This window comes from Pseudomonas sp. HK3, from assembly GCF_052920985.1.
In genome coordinates this window covers 1229637-1246752 of the sequence record NZ_JBREXD010000003.1, presented here as the reverse complement: position 1 = coordinate 1246752, position 17116 = coordinate 1229637, and the positions used below count along the sequence as shown (strand labels likewise).

At 42.2% G+C, this 17116-nt stretch carries 15 protein-coding genes; 12 read left to right on the top strand and 3 right to left on the bottom strand.

Going from position 1 to position 17116, the window contains the following annotated elements:
• The first annotated feature begins 93 nt into the window (after window positions 1-93).
• The 7 genes from recC to ACU6U9_RS21450 are packed head-to-tail and all read left to right on the top strand — an operon-like array spanning window position 94 to window position 10460.
• Window positions 94-3366 (top strand): exodeoxyribonuclease V subunit gamma, encoded by a 3273-nt coding sequence (recC, locus tag ACU6U9_RS21480; protein WP_446736997.1) that lies wholly within the window; start codon window positions 94-96, stop codon window positions 3364-3366.
• A complete protein-coding gene (locus ACU6U9_RS21475; RefSeq protein ID WP_446736996.1) occupies window positions 3363-4313 on the top strand; it encodes a UvrD-helicase domain-containing protein in 951 nt (316 codons plus the stop codon). Before recC ends, ACU6U9_RS21475 begins: the two co-directional genes overlap by 4 nt.
• Window positions 4252-6966 (top strand): exodeoxyribonuclease V subunit beta, encoded by a 2715-nt coding sequence (gene recB / locus ACU6U9_RS21470; protein ID WP_446736995.1) that lies wholly within the window; start codon window positions 4252-4254, stop codon window positions 6964-6966. The genes ACU6U9_RS21475 and recB overlap by 62 nt, the downstream gene beginning before the upstream one ends.
• Window positions 6963-8912: an exodeoxyribonuclease V subunit alpha gene (gene recD / locus ACU6U9_RS21465; protein ID WP_446736994.1), complete on the top strand. Its 1950-nt coding sequence runs from the start codon at window positions 6963-6965 to the stop codon at window positions 8910-8912. The genes recB and recD overlap by 4 nt, the downstream gene beginning before the upstream one ends.
• Window positions 8913-8924: 12 nt before the next feature.
• Window positions 8925-9545: a peptide-methionine (S)-S-oxide reductase MsrA gene (gene msrA, locus ACU6U9_RS21460; protein WP_446736993.1), complete on the top strand. Its 621-nt coding sequence runs from the start codon at window positions 8925-8927 to the stop codon at window positions 9543-9545.
• Window positions 9545-10261, top strand: a complete 717-nt coding sequence (locus tag ACU6U9_RS21455) for an RlmF-related methyltransferase (RefSeq protein ID WP_446736992.1) — start codon at window positions 9545-9547, stop codon at window positions 10259-10261. Before msrA ends, ACU6U9_RS21455 begins: the two co-directional genes overlap by 1 nt.
• Window positions 10236-10460, top strand: coding sequence for an RlmF-related methyltransferase (locus ACU6U9_RS21450; protein ID WP_446736991.1), 225 nt, complete (start codon window positions 10236-10238; stop codon window positions 10458-10460). Before ACU6U9_RS21455 ends, ACU6U9_RS21450 begins: the two co-directional genes overlap by 26 nt.
• 5 nt (window positions 10461-10465) lie before the next feature.
• Here ACU6U9_RS21450 and ACU6U9_RS21445 read toward each other — a convergent pair whose 3' ends face one another.
• From ACU6U9_RS21445 to ACU6U9_RS21435, 3 genes are all read right to left on the bottom strand, one after another.
• Window positions 10466-11254: a glucosaminidase domain-containing protein gene (locus tag ACU6U9_RS21445; protein ID WP_446736990.1), complete on the bottom strand. Its 789-nt coding sequence runs from the start codon at window positions 11252-11254 to the stop codon at window positions 10466-10468.
• Window positions 11255-11295: 41 nt separating this feature from the next.
• The gene (locus ACU6U9_RS21440) at window positions 11296-12018 is read right to left on the bottom strand and encodes a tRNA1(Val) (adenine(37)-N6)-methyltransferase (RefSeq protein WP_446736989.1); all 723 of its coding nucleotides are present in this window, start codon (window positions 12016-12018) and stop codon (window positions 11296-11298) included.
• Between the two features lie 130 nt (window positions 12019-12148).
• A complete protein-coding gene (locus ACU6U9_RS21435; RefSeq protein ID WP_446736988.1) occupies window positions 12149-12523 on the bottom strand; it encodes a hypothetical protein in 375 nt (124 codons plus the stop codon).
• A 268-nt stretch (window positions 12524-12791) separates the two neighbouring features.
• Between ACU6U9_RS21435 and ACU6U9_RS21430 the strand changes: the two genes are divergently transcribed.
• The 5 genes from ACU6U9_RS21430 to ACU6U9_RS21410 all read left to right on the top strand — a co-directional run bounded on the left by ACU6U9_RS21430 (window position 12792) and on the right by ACU6U9_RS21410 (window position 17115).
• Window positions 12792-13559, top strand: a complete 768-nt coding sequence (locus ACU6U9_RS21430) for a TatD family hydrolase (protein ID WP_446736987.1) — start codon at window positions 12792-12794, stop codon at window positions 13557-13559.
• A 375-nt stretch (window positions 13560-13934) separates the two neighbouring features.
• Window positions 13935-14261: a hypothetical protein gene (locus ACU6U9_RS21425; RefSeq protein ID WP_446736986.1), complete on the top strand. Its 327-nt coding sequence runs from the start codon at window positions 13935-13937 to the stop codon at window positions 14259-14261.
• A 52-nt stretch (window positions 14262-14313) separates the two neighbouring features.
• Window positions 14314-15288, top strand: coding sequence for a DUF1329 domain-containing protein (locus ACU6U9_RS21420; protein ID WP_446736985.1), 975 nt, complete (start codon window positions 14314-14316; stop codon window positions 15286-15288).
• 91 nt (window positions 15289-15379) lie between these two features.
• Complete coding sequence (locus ACU6U9_RS21415; RefSeq protein ID WP_446736984.1) at window positions 15380-16477, top strand: murein transglycosylase domain-containing protein; 1098 nt, start codon at window positions 15380-15382, stop codon at window positions 16475-16477.
• Window positions 16474-17115 (top strand): class I SAM-dependent methyltransferase, encoded by a 642-nt coding sequence (locus ACU6U9_RS21410; RefSeq protein WP_446736983.1) that lies wholly within the window; start codon window positions 16474-16476, stop codon window positions 17113-17115. Before ACU6U9_RS21415 ends, ACU6U9_RS21410 begins: the two co-directional genes overlap by 4 nt.
• The last annotated feature ends 1 nt before the right edge of the window (window position 17116 follow it).

Here is a 17116-nt window from a genome sequence, read left to right as displayed (position 1 = left end):
GTGTGCCATTTGTGGGTACTTTACGGGCTCTTTGCTGGTGTTTTGTTAGTATCTGTTTTTAAATAGCCGTTTCTATTAAGTGGGCGTTTCTTCATGCTGTATTTGTATCAGTCTAACAAGGTAGAGCGTTTGCTGGCACAGCTGGTGGCTTTACTGTTAGAGCAAGATGTGGCGCCGTTAGAGCATGAAACCATCGTGGTTGAAAACCCGGGCCTTGCCCATTGGTTAAAAATGCAGCTAGCTAATAGCTTGGGCATTGCCGCTAATTTAGAGTTCCCAATGCCTTCGCGGTTTTTTTGGCAAGTGCAGCGCCAATTAATGCCGGATTTAGCCCAAGAGAGTGTTTTTAACAAAGACAGCTTAACGTGGCTCATTGTTGAAAGCCTGCAAAACGAAGCGCTTATGGAGCAAGAGGCGTTTCAACTATTACAAAGTTATTTAAGAGCTAATGATAGCGATACCGCATCTGATACCGCTTTAAAGTATTACCGGCTCGCTACCACTATCGCCGATTTATATGACCAATATTTAGTCTATCGGCCAGACTGGATTGAGCATTGGCAGGATCAAGCATTCGAAATTGAGGGCGAGGCTCTCACGGATCATCGCTGGCAAGGCATCTTATGGCACCACTTAATTGAAAAAGTAAAAGCAAAAGACTTGTCTGATCGCCATCGCGGCAACATGGTGACCGATTTCATGGCGGTTTTGGCACAAGCCGGCAGTGGCGAGCTACCTAAGCGTGTCATCTTTTTTGGTTTTACCACCCTCCCTAAACATCAAATAGACGCGCTGCAATTGTTATCCCAAAAGATGGATGTGCATTTGCTCACCCCCAATCCTTGCCAGTTTTACTGGGGCGATGTGATGAGCGAAACGGTACAAGCCAAGCTTCGAGCGCGCAATATTCAGTTGCCCATGGCCGATGCCGGTAATGATCTATTGGCATCCCTTGGCAAGCTAGGCCAAGACTTTCAACGATTGCTATTAGAGGTGCCCGATATTCAAGAGCAATCGTTATTTTTAGAAAGTGGTGCTCATAATCTGCTTGAACATATTCAAGATCAAATTTTAAATTTGCAGCAGCCAAGCGATGCCATTGTATTAGGCGACATTGACGACAGCATTCAAATTGTGGGTTGCCATAGCCCCATGCGTGAAATAGAAGTACTGCACGATCATTTATTACATGTATTTGAAAACACCACCGTAGCACCGCAAGATGTGGTGGTGATGATTCCTGACGTTGCCAGTTATGCGCCGTTTATTGATGCGGTATTTAATAGCCAAGCATTTAATACGCGTATTCCTTATTCGATTTCGGATCGACCACTGCAAGCAGAGCATCCCATATTAAATGGGTTTATTTTATTACTGGGTTTGCCGCAATCGCGTTTACAGTTTAGTGATGTCATTACCTTGTTAGAAATTCCCGCCATTTATGCGGCCTATGACTTAGCTGAATCGGACATTCCTACTTTAAAGCAATGGCTAATAGATGCGGGTGTACGTTGGGGGTTTGATGGTGAAAGTCGTGCACAAATTGGTTTGCCTAATTGGCAGCAAAATACCTGGTTATACGGTTTTAAACGTTTGTTAATGGGTTACGCCATGAACACCAGTGAGGCGGTTTATGGCATTGTGCCCGTGCCAAATGTTGAAGGGCTAGATGCGGCATTACTTGGGCCTTTGATGGCATTTGTGAATCATTTACATGCGTTTTCAGTTGAGGCCAAAAACGCGAGAAAACCGGAGCAATGGACGCCTTTTATTCATGATTGGTTACAACGCTTTTTTGCGCCAAGCGATGAAGAGTTGAATGTATTAGAGCATGTGAACGTCGCGCTTGAAAACTGGGTGCAAGGTATTCAAGCCGTTAAGTTTGATCAAGACATTGAGCACACAGTGTTTGCTGACGGTTTAAAAGTACGACTACAACAAGCCAATGGTTCGCAACATTTTATGGTGGGAAAAGTGAATTTTTGTACGTTACTGCCCATGCGAAGCATTCCATTTAAAGTGGTTGCCGTACTCGGGCTTAATGACAGTGAATACCCGCGCAGTGTCATTCCTAATAGTTTAGATTTAATGCGTTTTAAACATCGTTTAGGGGATCGTAGCCGACGTAATGAAGACCGCTATTTATTTTTAGAGGCCATACTGTCTGCGCGTGAATCCCTGTGGTTAAGCTACAAAAGTAAAAACCAAAACAATGATGAAGCCATGACACCGTCTGTTGTGCTGGCTGAGTTATTAGACTATCTGTCAGATGGCAAGGCTTCTCAAAATAATGAGGCCAATAATACGGCCCCGCAAAACTTGATTAAACAACATCCATTACAGCCGTTTAATCCGATTTATTATCAAAAAGAATCACGTTTTTTTAGCTTTAATCAAGATTGGTTAGGCGCTATTGAAGAGACGAACAATAGTGCATTAAGTGACTCAGCTATTAAGGATATGGTTCAGCCTGAACATTCAAACGCGCAATTAAACGATGATATATTGCTTGAGCAATTAATTCAGTTTTACCAAAACCCTGCGCGCTTTTATCTCAACCAACAACTGGATATAAGTTTGTATCAATATACAGAGGTGGTCGAAGATAATGAGCCGTTTATGTTGGATGGTTTAACGCAATTTAAAATCAAGCAACATGTGTTACAAGATCATCTCTATGGTTCAAACACCAGTAAGCGCGCAGCAGAAGGTGAATTGGCCTTTGGTGAAATAGGCCAGCAGCATTGGCAAGGTTTAGAGCGACAACTGCAATCTATGCTGAACGCCTATGCGCCTTATAAAACCGCCAAATTAAGTGTGCCGTTAGAGGTGAGCATACATCTTGATGATGCATTTCCACGACTATTGGGCTGGCAGTATAAAATATTTGACCAATACCATGTGGTATTGGTCCCCAGTAAATTAAAAGCAAAACATTTGATTCAGTTAATGCTAGAGCAAGCGTGTCTGTCGGCTATGGGTTATCAAAAACACAGTCGTCTAATTTGCCAAGACAACATGGTGAGTCTACTGCCGATGTCAGCGGATGATGCGAAACAATATTTGAAAAATCTCATGCAAATATTTTTGAATGCCACACTCAAGCCGTTGGCGTTATTGCCTGAAACCGCTTGGCAATTAGTGGCGCCATTAAAAAAAGGTGCACGCACCTCGCAACAGGATAAAGCGCAGAGTGTATTTGAAGGATCAACAGGGCCGTTTGGTGTCAGTGGTGAACGAGACGATCTACATGTGCGACGTTGTTTTGGTGATTTAACCGACATTCCTCAAGATACGGTTAACTACGCGCATGATCTTTTTGCCATTTGGGTCGAGAGTGAATTATTTGAGGTGGAAACGCTATGACGACAAACGCCTCAAATGACACGCAAGTATTAGATGTTACCCGTATTACACTCAATGGTGTTTCATTAATTGAAGCCAGTGCAGGTACCGGTAAAACATACACCATTACCAGTTTGTATTTACGTTTAGTGCTAGGGCATGGTTGCACATCATTAAGCCCAGAAAACATTTTAGTGGTGACCTTTACACGGGCTGCCACCGAAGAGTTACGTAGCCGAATTCGTGGACGCTTACGCCAAGCCTACTTAGCGTTACAAGATAAAGCGAATGATCCCCTTATTGATCAAATTAAACCTGAGTTATCAGATATTACTCAGGCGTTGCAAAAATTAAAAGATGCACAGCAATTAATGGACTTGGCGTCTATTTATACGATTCACGGTTTTGCGCAACGTTTGTTACGCCAAAATGCGGTTGAAAGTGGCATTAATGGTGAGTTCGAATTGCTGCTTGATGAAACCGAATTATTAGAACAAGCCATTCGTGATGTTTGGCGCGCAAACGTTTACCCATTAAATGGTGCGATGTTGCAACTGGTATTAAGTGAGTGGAAAACCCCTGATTTATTATTAAAAAATATACGCGCTCTTATTTATAAGCATGCGCACTTTCATTTAGGCAATGCTAATAATACCGTCAGCTTTGAAAAAGCAAATGAACAATTATTACAAAGCCAACGTGGTTTTAACGAAAACTGGCAAACAAGCCGTGATGAATTCATGGCTCAAATTATGAATCACCCATTATTGCATGGCACGTTTTCAAAGGGCGTGAATAAACGTACTGGTTTGATTCAAGCGTATCTTGATGCACCGCATACCATTAAGACAAAAGATATTGTAGATGCATTACAGGCGTTTACACCGCAAGGGCTAACTAAGTCGGTTGAAAAAAGGAGGCGAGCCGGTTGCTCATTTATTATCGGCGCAGTGCGAGGCGCTAATTGAGCACATTGAAACATGTGAGCAAGCGAAAGTGCAGGCGGTAAGGCAATTGCGTATTGATTTTTTATATGCATTACGATCACGCTTAGACGATTTAAAGCAGCAACAGCAAGTGTTATCAACCGATGACTTACTGAGTTATGTGAACGGTGCATTGAATGGTCAAAACCGAGAGGTTTTATTGCAACATATTCGCCAGCAATATCCGGTTGCGATGGTCGATGAGTTTCAAGATACCGACGCGCAGCAATATCAAGTGTTTCATTCTATCTATTGCGATGATGCGGTCAGGCAGCAGTACGGATTATTTATGATTGGTGACCCCAAACAGGCCATTTATAAATTCCGTGGCGCCGATATTTTTACTTATATTGAAGCAAAGCAACAAGTAGATGGCCAGTATACGCTTGATACAAACTACCGCTCGACACATGCCATGGTATCAGCGGTGAATGAAATATTTACTCAGCACCAACATCCTTTTATCTACGACGACAGTATTCCATTTTTAAAAGTTAAATCGAACGATGCTGCGGCGCCTCTTGTGATCAACGACGAGACTCAAGCTGCGTTAAGTTGGGTCGTGATTGATGATCAAAATGTTCAAAGTAAAAGCGCACTCAATCACGCGTGTGCGCAAAGCTGCGCCGAACAAATCAGTGTTTTACTTAATGGTGGTCAACAACAAACCATTACAGTGGGCACGGCCCCTTTAAGTGCCAATGATATGGCTGTGCTTGTGCGTAATCGTCAGCAGGCGGCCATGATTAAAAACAGTTTGGCTGAGCGTGGCATTAGCTGCGTATATGTGGGCCAAGAAAGTGTGTTTGACAGCGAAGAAGCACATGCATTATTTGCATTATTACAGGGTGTACACAGTTTAAGTGAGCGGCAATACCGCAATGCCATTGCACATCCCACTTGGGGTTTATCACTGGCTGACTTTAAACGATTTAACCAAGACGAAAACGCATGGGAGGCACAGTTAGAGCAACTTTACCTTTGTCACGAAATTTGGCAAAAACAAGGTGTCATGGCCATGGTTATGCATTGGCTGCATAGCCGAAAATTACCGAATGCTTGGTTGCTGCTTGCGGATGGTGAGCGTCGCCTGACCAATACCATGCATCTAGCAGAATTGCTGCAACATAGCGCCACCGAAGTACAAGGTATGCAAGGTTTGTTAACGTGGTTTACGCAGCAAATTATGCAGTCACAAGATGGTGGCGACCAAAAACAATTGCGTTTAGAAAGCGATGCAAACTTAGTGCAAATAGTCACGATTCATAAGTCGAAGGGGTTAGAATATCCCGTGGTCTTTTTACCTTTTAATTGGGATGGCAAAGAGTCAAGCGATGAATTGTTTTACGATGAAAGCACTAAGCAATTAGTCTGTGACTTAGCCGATGATTTTCGGCCTCAGCGTGTGCAAGAAGGGTTAGCCGAAGAAGTGCGCTTACTCTATGTGGGCCTGACACGAGCCGCCAGTAAGTGTTATGTCACTTTACCGGAAGTCACCGGCAATAAACGCTTAGATAGCAATGTGCATTTGAGTGCACTGCAACATGTTTTGTTTGAGAGCGCGCAGGATTCGCGTTTGCCAGCTTTACAAACATTAGTAAGTACGAACGCTAATGCGTTTGATATCTCACCGTTATTAACGTCTGTTACGCATTTTAATCAAGTAAAAACGGACGAACAATTGTCAGCACGATCCTTTAATGGGCGTATTAAACGTGATTGGCAATTGTCGAGTTTTTCTAGTTTGGTGCGGCATGTTCACGCACCGGTAAGTGCGCGCTTTGATTTAGATGATGAACCAACCCAGAAAGAAATATTAACCCAAGAGCAGCAAGCATTATTAGCCGGCCAGTTTAGTTTCCCCCGTGGTGCTCATGCGGGTAATTTTTTGCATACCTTATTAGAAGAAATCGACTTCACCGCCTTGCCAGATAATATCGATGAGTTAATTGAAACCTTACTTGTACGTTTTGGTATTGATTTGTTTTATGCTGATGCCGTCAAGCCTTGGTTGCACACCATGTTGCATGCACCATTAACTCAGCATGATGCCTTATCCGATAGTGATGCATTAAGTTTATCGTCATTGACTGAGAAAATGAAAAAAGTAGAAATGGAATTTTATTTTCCAGTTGAAACGCTTAATGCTCGTGATTTTAATCAATTATTAAATCAATCACCGTCTGTGACTTCGCCTGTACGAGATTTAGATTTCAGTCAGTTAAAAGGTATGCTCAAAGGATTTATTGATTTAACGTTTGAGTGGCAAGGTCAATTTTTTATTTTAGATTATAAGTCTAATCACTTAGGCAATGATCATAGTGCTTATGATCGAGCATCGATGGACGGCGCAATGGCCGAACACAGATACGATGTGCAAATGGTTATTTATACATTAGCGCTACATCGTCTGTTGTCATTACGTTTACATGACTACGATTATGATCGTCATATTGGTGGTGGCTATTATTTATTTTTACGCGGTTTAGATGAATCAAATGCTGAAACAGGTCAGTTTTTTGCTAAACCCGATAAACAATTAATTATACAATTAGATCGTTTAATCAAAGGTGAAGCCTTGAGCGATATTGTATTAGCTGAGCAATCAGAACCCGAACAAGGTAGCTTACTATGATAACGTTGGCCCAGTACCTTGTGCGCTTAGAGAACAAAGAAGCCCGTTTACTTGATCAGCAATTCGCCCACTTTTTACAAGCATTTGAGCCGGCCAATCATGCATTGGCCGTCACCGGGTTTGTGCTGAGTGCACACCTTGGTAAGGGGCACGTGTGTTTGGATTTTTCACAACCACATGAATATTTAACCCCAGCTGAATTGCAGTGGATCAAACAATCTTTAGCTGACAGCAGCGTGGTCTGCATGATCAATACTCATGCAGATACGATGTGCGATCTGGTAAACGATGCTCAGCAGCCATTGATATTTGATAACAATCGCTTGTACTTACAACGCTATTGGTTGTATGAAACACAATTAGAACTCGCCATTAAACAAAAATTGGTGCCTAAAAATTGGGATTTAACCAGTCAGCAAACCTTTATTGCGCAATTGTTTGAACTCTCAGCGAATAACAATGAAGTAAATTGGCAGGCGTTAGCCGCCTGTATCGCGGCCAGACAAAGTTTTTCTGTGATCAGTGGCGGGCCGGGTACAGGTAAAACCACCACTGTGATTCGCTTGCTTGCGTTATTGATTCAACTGTATCAAACCCAATTGCACAGCCACCCCATTATTAAATTAGTGGCGCCCACAGGTAAAGCGGCCATGCGTTTAACCCAGTCCATTAGTTCGGCTAAACAGGATTTAGCGGTGGCTGACACGGTTAAACAATTTATACCCGAGCAAGCCAGTACCTTGCATCGTTTATTAAAGTCAGATGGCAAAGGCGCATTTAAATACAATGAATTTAATCCACTGCATTTAGATGTGTTAATTGTGGATGAAGCCTCTATGGTGGATTTACCGTTAATGGCCAAGTTATTGGCTGCATTACCCGCCCATGCGCAACTGATTTTACTGGGTGATAAAGATCAACTTGCTTCGGTAGAAGCGGGCAGTGTATTAGCGGATATTTGCGACAGTGAGGCACAGCATGGGTATTCCCATAATATGGCTAAGGTATTAACGGATTTAACCCACATGAATCTTCAAACCGAAATAGAAGCCGATGGTGCATCGCTGCGTGATCATATTTGTCACTTACGTAAAAGTTATCGCTTTGATGCCAATAGCGGTATTGGCCATTTATCCGTTGCGGCCAACAGCGGCGACTTCAATGCGTGGCAAAATGTGGCGGCGAAAGGGTTCAGTGATATTAATTTGGCTGAATTAAATGAAGAGAATTTTGAACAATTCGTGCGACAAGGGGCCAATATTTATCGTGAATATATTCAACATATTCACACGCTGGCTTCTGGAGAGGGGCTTGATGATGCGCAAGCCCATGATATTCATAATGTCTTCAGCCGCTTTCAAATCTTATGCGCCTTGCGCGATGGGCGCTTAGGTGTTTCGGGTTTAAATGAGGTGATTGAAGGGCGCTTAAAGCACATTGGTGTGATTGACCCCAACCAAACTTGGTATGTTGGCCGCCCCATCATGATAATGCAGAACGATTATGGCCTAAACCTGTATAATGGTGATATTGGGTTAGTACTGCCTCAATTAGGTGAGGACGGTAAACTAAGGGTAAAAGTGGTGTTTATAGGTGCTGACAAACAGGTGCGCTGGTTGCAGCCTTCTCGTTTACCGGCCCATGAAACGGTGTTCGCCATGACGGTGCATAAAAGCCAGGGGTCTGAATTTGAGCACTGTGCGCTTGTCCTACCGGACCACAATACGCAAGTGTTAACCAAAGAGTTGATTTATACCGGCATTACTCGAGCTAAAAAACAGCTAACCTGTATAGGTAAAAATAGCATTATTCAACAAGCGCTCATACGTAAAGTACAACGAGCCAGTGGCTTACGTCAGCGCTTGTGGCAAATAGAATCGAGCCCACAGGTCAGCGCCGAAACACAGGCGTTACCAGCAGATGATTCACAGTTTTCATTATTTTAATAGGTGATATCCATGGGTATGCAAACCATGATTACAAAAGACCAAGCATTACCGGGTCGTACTGAGAAAATGCCCATTGTTGCTAAACACGCGGTAAATGGTCGCAGCTTAGAAGGGCCTTGGCCGGCCCATTCTAAAAAAGCGTTTTTTGCAGTGGGCTGTTTTTGGGGAGCAGAGCGTTTATTTTGGCAGTTGCCGGGTGTCTATTGCACCGCAGTTGGCTATATGGGCGGCTTCACTAAAAACCCAACGTATGAAGAAGTGTGTTCAGGTCACACAGGGCATACTGAAACGGTAATGGTGGTGTTTAATCAAGAAGTAACGGACTTCTGGACATTACTTGAAACATTTTGGCAGTGCCATAACCCAGCCCAAGGTATGGCGCAGGGCAATGACAAAGGCACTCAATATCGTTCAGCTGTTTTTTGGGAAGACGATATGCAAAAAATGTTTGCTGAAAAGAGTAAGCAAATGTACCAAGAGAACTTAAGCAAAACCGGTCACCCAGCCATTACGACTGAGATCAGCAAGGCGCGTGAATTTTATTTTGCTGAAAATGAACACCAACAATACTTGCATAAGAATCCAAATGGTTATTGCGGCTTAGGCGGCACAGGTGTGTCGTTCGTTTAATGCACTCTAATAATCCACATGCAAATGGTTACGATATGCAGGCTTTGGCTCAGGCGTTGCCTGAATTAAAGCCGCATTTATTGCGTAATAAGTATGATCGTTTAACCATTAATTTCTCAGATGCTCTTGCGGTCAAGTTGTTAAATAAAGCGCTGCTCAAAAACGAGTACGGTTTACAAGATTGGGATATTCCGCCGGGCTTTTTATGCCCGCCTATCCCTGGTCGTGTTGACTATTTATTTCATTTGCAAGAATACCTCGAACAACATCATTTTTTTAGCGCCAATAAAACCGCGCCCAGTGTGGTTTCTGGTTTAGATATCGGCACTGGTGCCAATGTGATTTACCCATTATTGGCAAATCGATCATTTAATTGGCATATGGTGGGTAGCGACATTGATGATGTTGCATTAAGCAGTGCAAAGCAGAACCTTGATAAAAATGCGCAATTAGATTTATCCATTACGCTTAGAAAGCAATCATCAAATGAGCATATTTTTAAAGGCATTATTCAAGCGGATGATTATTTTCATGTCACACTGTGCAACCCGCCTTTTCATGAATCACAACAAGCGGCTATCGCAGGCAGTGTGCGTAAAAATAAAAATCTAAATACTAATAAGAAAAAGCGTGCGTCAAATGTAAAAAAAATAGATCAGACAGATGCATTAAATTTTGCTGGGCAAAGTAATGAGTTATGGTGCAAGGGGCGGTGAAAAACGCTTTATTACCAATATGGTATTAGAGTCAAAACTATTTGCAAAGCAAGTAGGGTGTTTTACATGCTTGGTATCAAAGAAAGAAACCTTACCTTCTATTGTTCAACAATTGAAAAAAGTATCGGCTTTATTTGATGTGATTGAAATGGCACAAGGCAATAAAATCAGTCGCTTTATTGCCTGGCGCTTTGAGTAACCCTTTTACGGGTTACTTGAGATTGAGCGATTATATTGCTGTAAGCTATTTTGCTTGATCATAAGTTGAATTTCATCAACATAAGCTTCTCTGCGAATACTGTAGCTCCATAAACCATTGGCAAGATTGATTCCTGTGATCATATTTTCATCTTCACGTGCTTGTGTGCGTAATGTACGTAATTTTTCATAGGAAAATTGCGAGTTTAAGTTACGCATATAGCTTTCAATGGAGTCTAAAATGCTATCAAACTTGGCTACTTCATGGCGTTGTTTTCCATGGCGACCACTAGGGATAATGCCGCAGCCTTTTACATAGCACCATTGGCCAAAGAGATTATTACCTTCCTGAGCAAAGCGTGAGGTCCCCCAAGCTGACTCATTAGCCGCTTGAGCCAGTGCTAAAGAAGCTGGGATAATATCGACGCGCTTAATGAGTTCATTAATCGCTTCTTGATGATTGCTTAATTCAATTTCGTATTTTTCTTTTAGTTGGCTTAGCGATTCAGTTTCAGCGCTGCTTAAACTCGGTAAACTTGACTGCAATTTAAAAACCAAGCGACGTTCTTTTAAGATGTTGTCGTTTGCATGCTTTACCTTAGGTAATAGATATGCAAAAAAGTCTTCTTTTTTCTTTGTTACGTCAGTGTAATTCGTGAAGTCGGGGAGCTCTCCGTGAAATGATGACCCCGCGTGTTTAGTTTGAGCGGTTGTAAATGATGTAGGAAAGAAAACGCCAGAAAAAAAACTAATGATTAACAATAGTGTTAAAAGACTGCTCAATACAATTTGCATACACTGCCCTCGATAAATACTAAGACTTAGAGTCTATCAGTTCACAGTTTCAAATAATAGTCAGCTAATATGGCCGCAAATTCGGAGGTATACTGTGGATTGTTAGGCTGATAAATAGTAATGCTGTTTTTACTTAAAGATAGATTTTTTTGTTTGCTGTATACCCAGACACCTAGCTTACTGGGTTTATTTTGACGTGCGATAATGTCGTATTGTTTTATTAGATGAAGCTGATTGCTTGTTGCATTGGGTAAAAAATTTAAGTGTTCATGTTGAGGGAGTAATAACCAAGCTTCACCTTTTGGTGCAAGCAATGTATTGATGCTTTGGCACAGGTCAGAAAAGCTTAAACTATCATTATGACGAGCCAAATTTCGCTGTGTATTATTGCCTGTTAAATGCTGGCTAAAAAATGGCGGATTACAAATAATCCGGTCGTATTGGTGTTTATCGCTATTAACTTGGAATTGTTGAATACTGTGTTGATGCAGTGCAATACGTGAAGCAAATGGGCTGTTGGCAATGTTTTCGCTGGCTTGTTTGGCCGCGTCATTATCCAGTTCAACCGCGTCAATGTGTGCATGGCAGCGCTGAGCCACCATAAGGGCTAATAAACCCGTGCCAGTGCCTATGTCCAAAACTTTACGGGCACTACTAACATCACAAAGTGCCCCAAACAGGCAGGCATCTAAGCTAACCTTCATGGCGCATTTATCTTGCGCTACAGTAAATTGTTTAAATTGAAAACCAGTGGTGCTCGACAAAATAGATCCACAAAAAAATGATCATTATAAAGAGGCAATGAGAAAAAGGTAAGCAGTGGATGCATGTAAAAACGGGCGTTCATAATGCGCACCCGTTAAGTGTGTCTATGGTGTTATTCTCAACCGCGAATTAAGCAACGCAGTGAGCAAGTTCTTGTGGATGTAAAATATAAAGCACCCACGCGATGGCGGTTGCGTAGCATAAATTCGTTACAAGCTCGCTGTGTGGGTCTTCAAGAAACGCACGTTGAGATGCCAAGCCTCGAATACGGCTGGCCAGCTCTGGGTGAAATGCTAAATACTTATCCCATATGATTTGGTGAGTTGATGTATCAATGCCATATGGGCCTAGGCCTTTGTGGTTATATTGTTTAGTGTTATGGGAGTGCTGTTTTTGAGTGACAATCGCAACCAGTAAGTTTTCGACAGCGGTGCCTGCTTTGCCCAAATATTCGAGCGTGGGGTGGATGATTTGGTCTCGTAGTTCTTGTTTGCTGATATCCATGGCTTACCTCCTCGGGCGCCCTAGGATCGGCTAATTATTGACTTCATTAATATGAAGCAAAAACCCTGCCTAATCCCTCAATATCAATAACAATACCCTTAATTAGGGATGTCGCTGTGCTATTAATATTATCGACCAATCCTTCAGCTTACTTAAGCTTTTTTACTTGGCCCATGTATAGAACATAGTTCCAACAGGTTAAACTGCAAGTATCGTTAAATTGTATACGTGTAACCGCTGTGTTTGGTTGCGTGTTTCAGAGGAATATATGGGTTGGATTGATAGCCATTGTCATTTAGATTTTACCGACTTTGATCAAGCGTCACTTATGCCACAGTTAATTAATAATGGCTGTGAAGCGGTGCTTGTGCCTGCAGTACAGTCCCAGTATTTTAATCGAGTGGTAGCACTCAGAACGGCCTACCCTAGCTTGGTTAAGATAGCGCTTGGGTTGCATCCTTTTTTTATAGATAAGCACACAGAAGGTGACCTTGGATTACTGGAGCAAGCAATTATTGAGTTTAAACCTGATGCACTTGGCGAGTTTGGATTGGATTTTATGTTGCATGAGGACTCTTTTGATCAGCAGTTTTATTGGTTTCATCAGCAATTATCATTGGCCAAACAACATCGATTACCGCTGGTTATTCATTGCCGTAAAGCCCACGATAAAATAGCCAGCGAGGTAAGAAAATCAGGCTTTAATCATGGGGGGTTCATCCACGGGTTTTCGGGTAGTTTGCAGCAAGCAAAGCGCTACATTGACTTGGGGTTTGTTGTGGGGTTAGGTGGCGCCTTAACTTATGATCGCGCTCGCGCTATGCATAAAATGGTGGCCGCGTTACCTGATGATGGCTACACCCTGGAAACGGATAGTCCAGACATGTCTCCATCCTTTGCTAAAGGGCAAATTAATACGCCTTTAAATGTCCCTCCAATCGCTGAACATATAGCCCGTTTGAGAGACCAGACCGTTGCGAATGTGGTCAAAAATAGTACTCGTAATGTGTATCGAGTATTAAATTCAAGTCTCTAAAGAGGCCGTTTTTATCCGCTTTTAATATCCCATTTTGGTGTTTTTATGGCGTTATTTAGTCTAGAAATAGCCATGAATGCGATAAATTTTTCCTTTGCTATTATTTAATTACTGTCGTGTGATTAAGCTTTTTATACCATGAGTATGCAGTCCATCATGATGGTCGTTTACTTATAGGTTATACCGAGGTAGTGAGCGATTGCTCACATTACTGGTACCATGGTGCATCAATCGTGAGGTGGCTTTCTGCTACATATATGTACTATAAATCTAATCCTTATGTATTATTTATGATAAAATGCGCCACCGAAAAAAGCAGAAAACGCCTAATGCAGCCGCTTGGCCGGATCGGCATAAATATAAAAAGGAGCGATCGTGAACCGCACTATTAGCTTATCCATAATACTACTGAGTGTTTTAACCGCCTCGTCGGTTTGGGCAAAAGTTACGCCACAGCAAGCTGCTCGATTAGGAGTTGACCTGACACCAATGGGGGCTGAAAAAGCCGGTAACTCATCTGGTACTATTCCCGCTTGGAAAGGCGGTATTACACAGCCTATTGCTGGTTATGAGAAGGGTCGTTTTCACCCTGATCCTTATGCATCAGATCGTGTACAGCATGTCATTACGGCAAAAAACTGGCAGAAATATGAAAATCAGCTGACTCAAGGCCAAATAGAGTTACTAAAACGCCAACCCTGAATACAGCATTAACGTATACCCAAGTCACAGAAGCGCGGCATATCCGCAATTCGTGTACGACGCCGTTAAGAAAAATGCGGTGACGGCAGAGCTACAGCCATACGGTACCGGTGTAACCGATACGATTATGGCAAGCCCATTCCCTATTCCCGCCAGCGGGGCTGAAGTATTATGGAACCACACTCTGCGTTATCGCGGTTTAGGTTGGCAGTATACGTCATCTACATTGAACACTACTGAATCTGGCGATCAAGGTATTACAACTCGTGAATATGAGTATTACTTTGCCTATTCAGAACCCGGTATTACCTTACCTGAAATCGATAACAAAATTTTCTACTTAAAACGCAAAACATTAGCGCCAGCAAAAATGTCAGGCCAAATGACATTAGTGCATGAGACCCTTGATCAGGTCCGCTCTCCACGTAAATCTTGGATCTATATGCCGGGCCAACGTCGCGTTCGTCGTACGCCTGATTTATCGTATGACACGGCAGATATTGACAGTAATGGTATCCGTACCATTGACCAAGTTGATATGTTTAATGGCGCGCCAAACTTATACGATTGGACATTAAAAGGGAAACAAGAAAAATACATTCCATACAATGCGTATAAGTTACACGGCGGTCACTTACGTATTTCGGATATTGCGAAAAAAGACTTCATTAACCCAAGTTTAGTTCGTTATGAGCCGCACCGTGTTTGGATGGTTGAAGCAACTTTACGTACAGGTATGAACCATATTTATACTAAACGTCGTTATTACTTTGACGAAGATACATGGCAAATTGTGTTGGCTGAAGAATACAATGAAGACGGTAATTTAGTGCAAGTAACAGAAGCGCACACCATTAATTATTATAATGTGCCGATGATCTACTCAACTCTAGAAGTGACTTACGACCTCGAAGATGGCCGTTATTTTGCTGAAGGCCTTGATAACGAGCGTTCACCAATTAATATGGATGTTGATTTTGGTCGTCGTGATTTTAGCTCTTCTGCATTACGCCGAGAAGCTCGCTGATATAGCCGCTTGTGTTTGAGCATAATCAAAACCCTAGGCAGTCCCTAGGGTTTTTTTATGTTATAAAGGTTTGAAAGAATTAGGTGTATTTATGTGGTTCATGTTTAAAAAAACCATTGTCTCTTCATTATGTGTGTTGTGTTTTGTTGTCTCAACCAACGTGCACTCGAATGGCAGTGTACTGCCAGAAAATTTTGCGGCTTTACCTGACGATGTGCAGGCTTTATTACTGGAATATGCGTTTTTTAATAATCAGGTAAACGAGCACTGGGGTGATCAAGCTAGCTTCTCATCGCAAAAAGCCTATGTGAAATATTTAGACGATTACTTGAGTCGAGCCACTGTTGATTTTGATCGTGGTATTTTGACGGTTGAAACCCTTGCCACCAGTGAGCCTAAAAAGCAGCTTAAAAATGCCATTGTTACTACGTTGCTCACGCCGGATGATCCTGGTGAAGTGGATTTGTTTTCAGCCAGAAAAATAGCGGCTAACGGTAAACCTTTTTTGTTAGGGCAAGTACTTGATCAAGATGGGCAAAATATTGCCTTTGAATGGCGCGCGCAAAAGTTTGCTCAAATCCTGATTGATAATAGCTTACAAGTGACACAAACAGACCGCGGTGTTCGATATGCTGTGAATATTGAAATGGTGAGCAACCATACCCAGGTGGCGGCTAATAATGTGCGGGGTTGGGTGACGCAAGCCAGTAATCGATTTAACCTACCTGAGTCTTTAATATTGGCGATTATTGAAACCGAAAGTGGTTTTAATCCATTTGCGGTGAGCTATGCCAATGCCTATGGTTTAATGCAAATTATCCCTTCGACAGCCGGTGCTGACGTATTCCAAAAGGTTTTAAAGAAGTCAGGTCAGCCGAGCCGAGACTATTTGTTCAATGCGCAAAACAATATAATAGTCGGCAGTGCTTACTTAACTATTTTACGTGATAACTATTTATCAAAAATTGAAAATCCCACCAGCCAGTTGTATTGCATTATTAGCGCCTATAACAGTGGTGCTGGCAATGTATTTAAAACGTTTCATCGTAGCCGTAAGCAGGCAATTGCGCGCATTAATAGTTTAAGTGTTGATGAAGTACTATGGCGATTACGCAATCATCAACCTAGTAAAGAGGCCAGACGCTATGTTGAGAAAGTATTGGCCTATCAGAAAAAATATTACCAATGACAGATATCGAATTATTACGCCAACAAGTTAAAACATTATTTAACAGCGATCTTATTACCGAGAATATTCCGGATGTAGATTTGCAGTTGTTGTTATTACAACCGCCAAAAGAAGAGAATTTTAGCCCTGCGCAAATTGAAGCAATTTGGAGCAACATGCCTTATTGGGCGTTTGTTTGGTCCAGCGGTCGAGCATTGGCTAATTACGTATTAATGAACCCTTATTTAGTGAAAGACAAAGTAGTGGCGGACTTTGGCGCTGGTAGCGGTATTGTTGGCCTTGCGGCATTAAAAGCAGGTGCCAAGCAGGCCTGGGTTGTGGATATCGATCAAGCCGCATTATTAGCCTGTCATGAGAATGCTAAGATTAATAACTTGGATGTTAAAACAGCGTGTTCATTAGAAGAAATAGATACTATTGATTTAATTTTAGTGGGTGATGTTTTATATGACCCTAGAAATCATGGTTTAGCTAAGATCTTGTTTACCCAAGGTAAATCCGTAATCTGGGCTGAAAGCCAAGCGCAAACTAAATTGAGCCAGTATGGCCCTGTGGCGAGCTTATCGAGCGAAACCATACCGAATATTGGTGGATTTGATGAGCATAAACACATTCACATCTACCACCATGGGTTATAAG

Coding starts and splice junctions, on each gene's coding strand:
- ACU6U9_RS21435 (WP_446736988.1), bottom strand. CDS start 12,523: ATGGATATCAGCAAACAAGAACTACGAGACCAAATCATCCACCCCACG.
- recD (WP_446736994.1), top strand. CDS start 6,963: ATGATAACGTTGGCCCAGTACCTTGTGCGCTTAGAGAACAAAGAAGCC.
- ACU6U9_RS21450 (WP_446736991.1), top strand. CDS start 10,236: ATGAGTTATGGTGCAAGGGGCGGTGAAAAACGCTTTATTACCAATATG.
- ACU6U9_RS21415 (WP_446736984.1), top strand. CDS start 15,380: ATGTGGTTCATGTTTAAAAAAACCATTGTCTCTTCATTATGTGTGTTG.
- ACU6U9_RS21445 (WP_446736990.1), bottom strand. CDS start 11,254: ATGCAAATTGTATTGAGCAGTCTTTTAACACTATTGTTAATCATTAGT.
- ACU6U9_RS21430 (WP_446736987.1), top strand. CDS start 12,792: ATGGGTTGGATTGATAGCCATTGTCATTTAGATTTTACCGACTTTGAT.
- recC (WP_446736997.1), top strand. CDS start 94: ATGCTGTATTTGTATCAGTCTAACAAGGTAGAGCGTTTGCTGGCACAG.
- ACU6U9_RS21410 (WP_446736983.1), top strand. CDS start 16,474: ATGACAGATATCGAATTATTACGCCAACAAGTTAAAACATTATTTAAC.
- ACU6U9_RS21455 (WP_446736992.1), top strand. CDS start 9,545: ATGCACTCTAATAATCCACATGCAAATGGTTACGATATGCAGGCTTTG.
- ACU6U9_RS21475 (WP_446736996.1), top strand. CDS start 3,363: ATGACGACAAACGCCTCAAATGACACGCAAGTATTAGATGTTACCCGT.
- msrA (WP_446736993.1), top strand. CDS start 8,925: ATGGGTATGCAAACCATGATTACAAAAGACCAAGCATTACCGGGTCGT.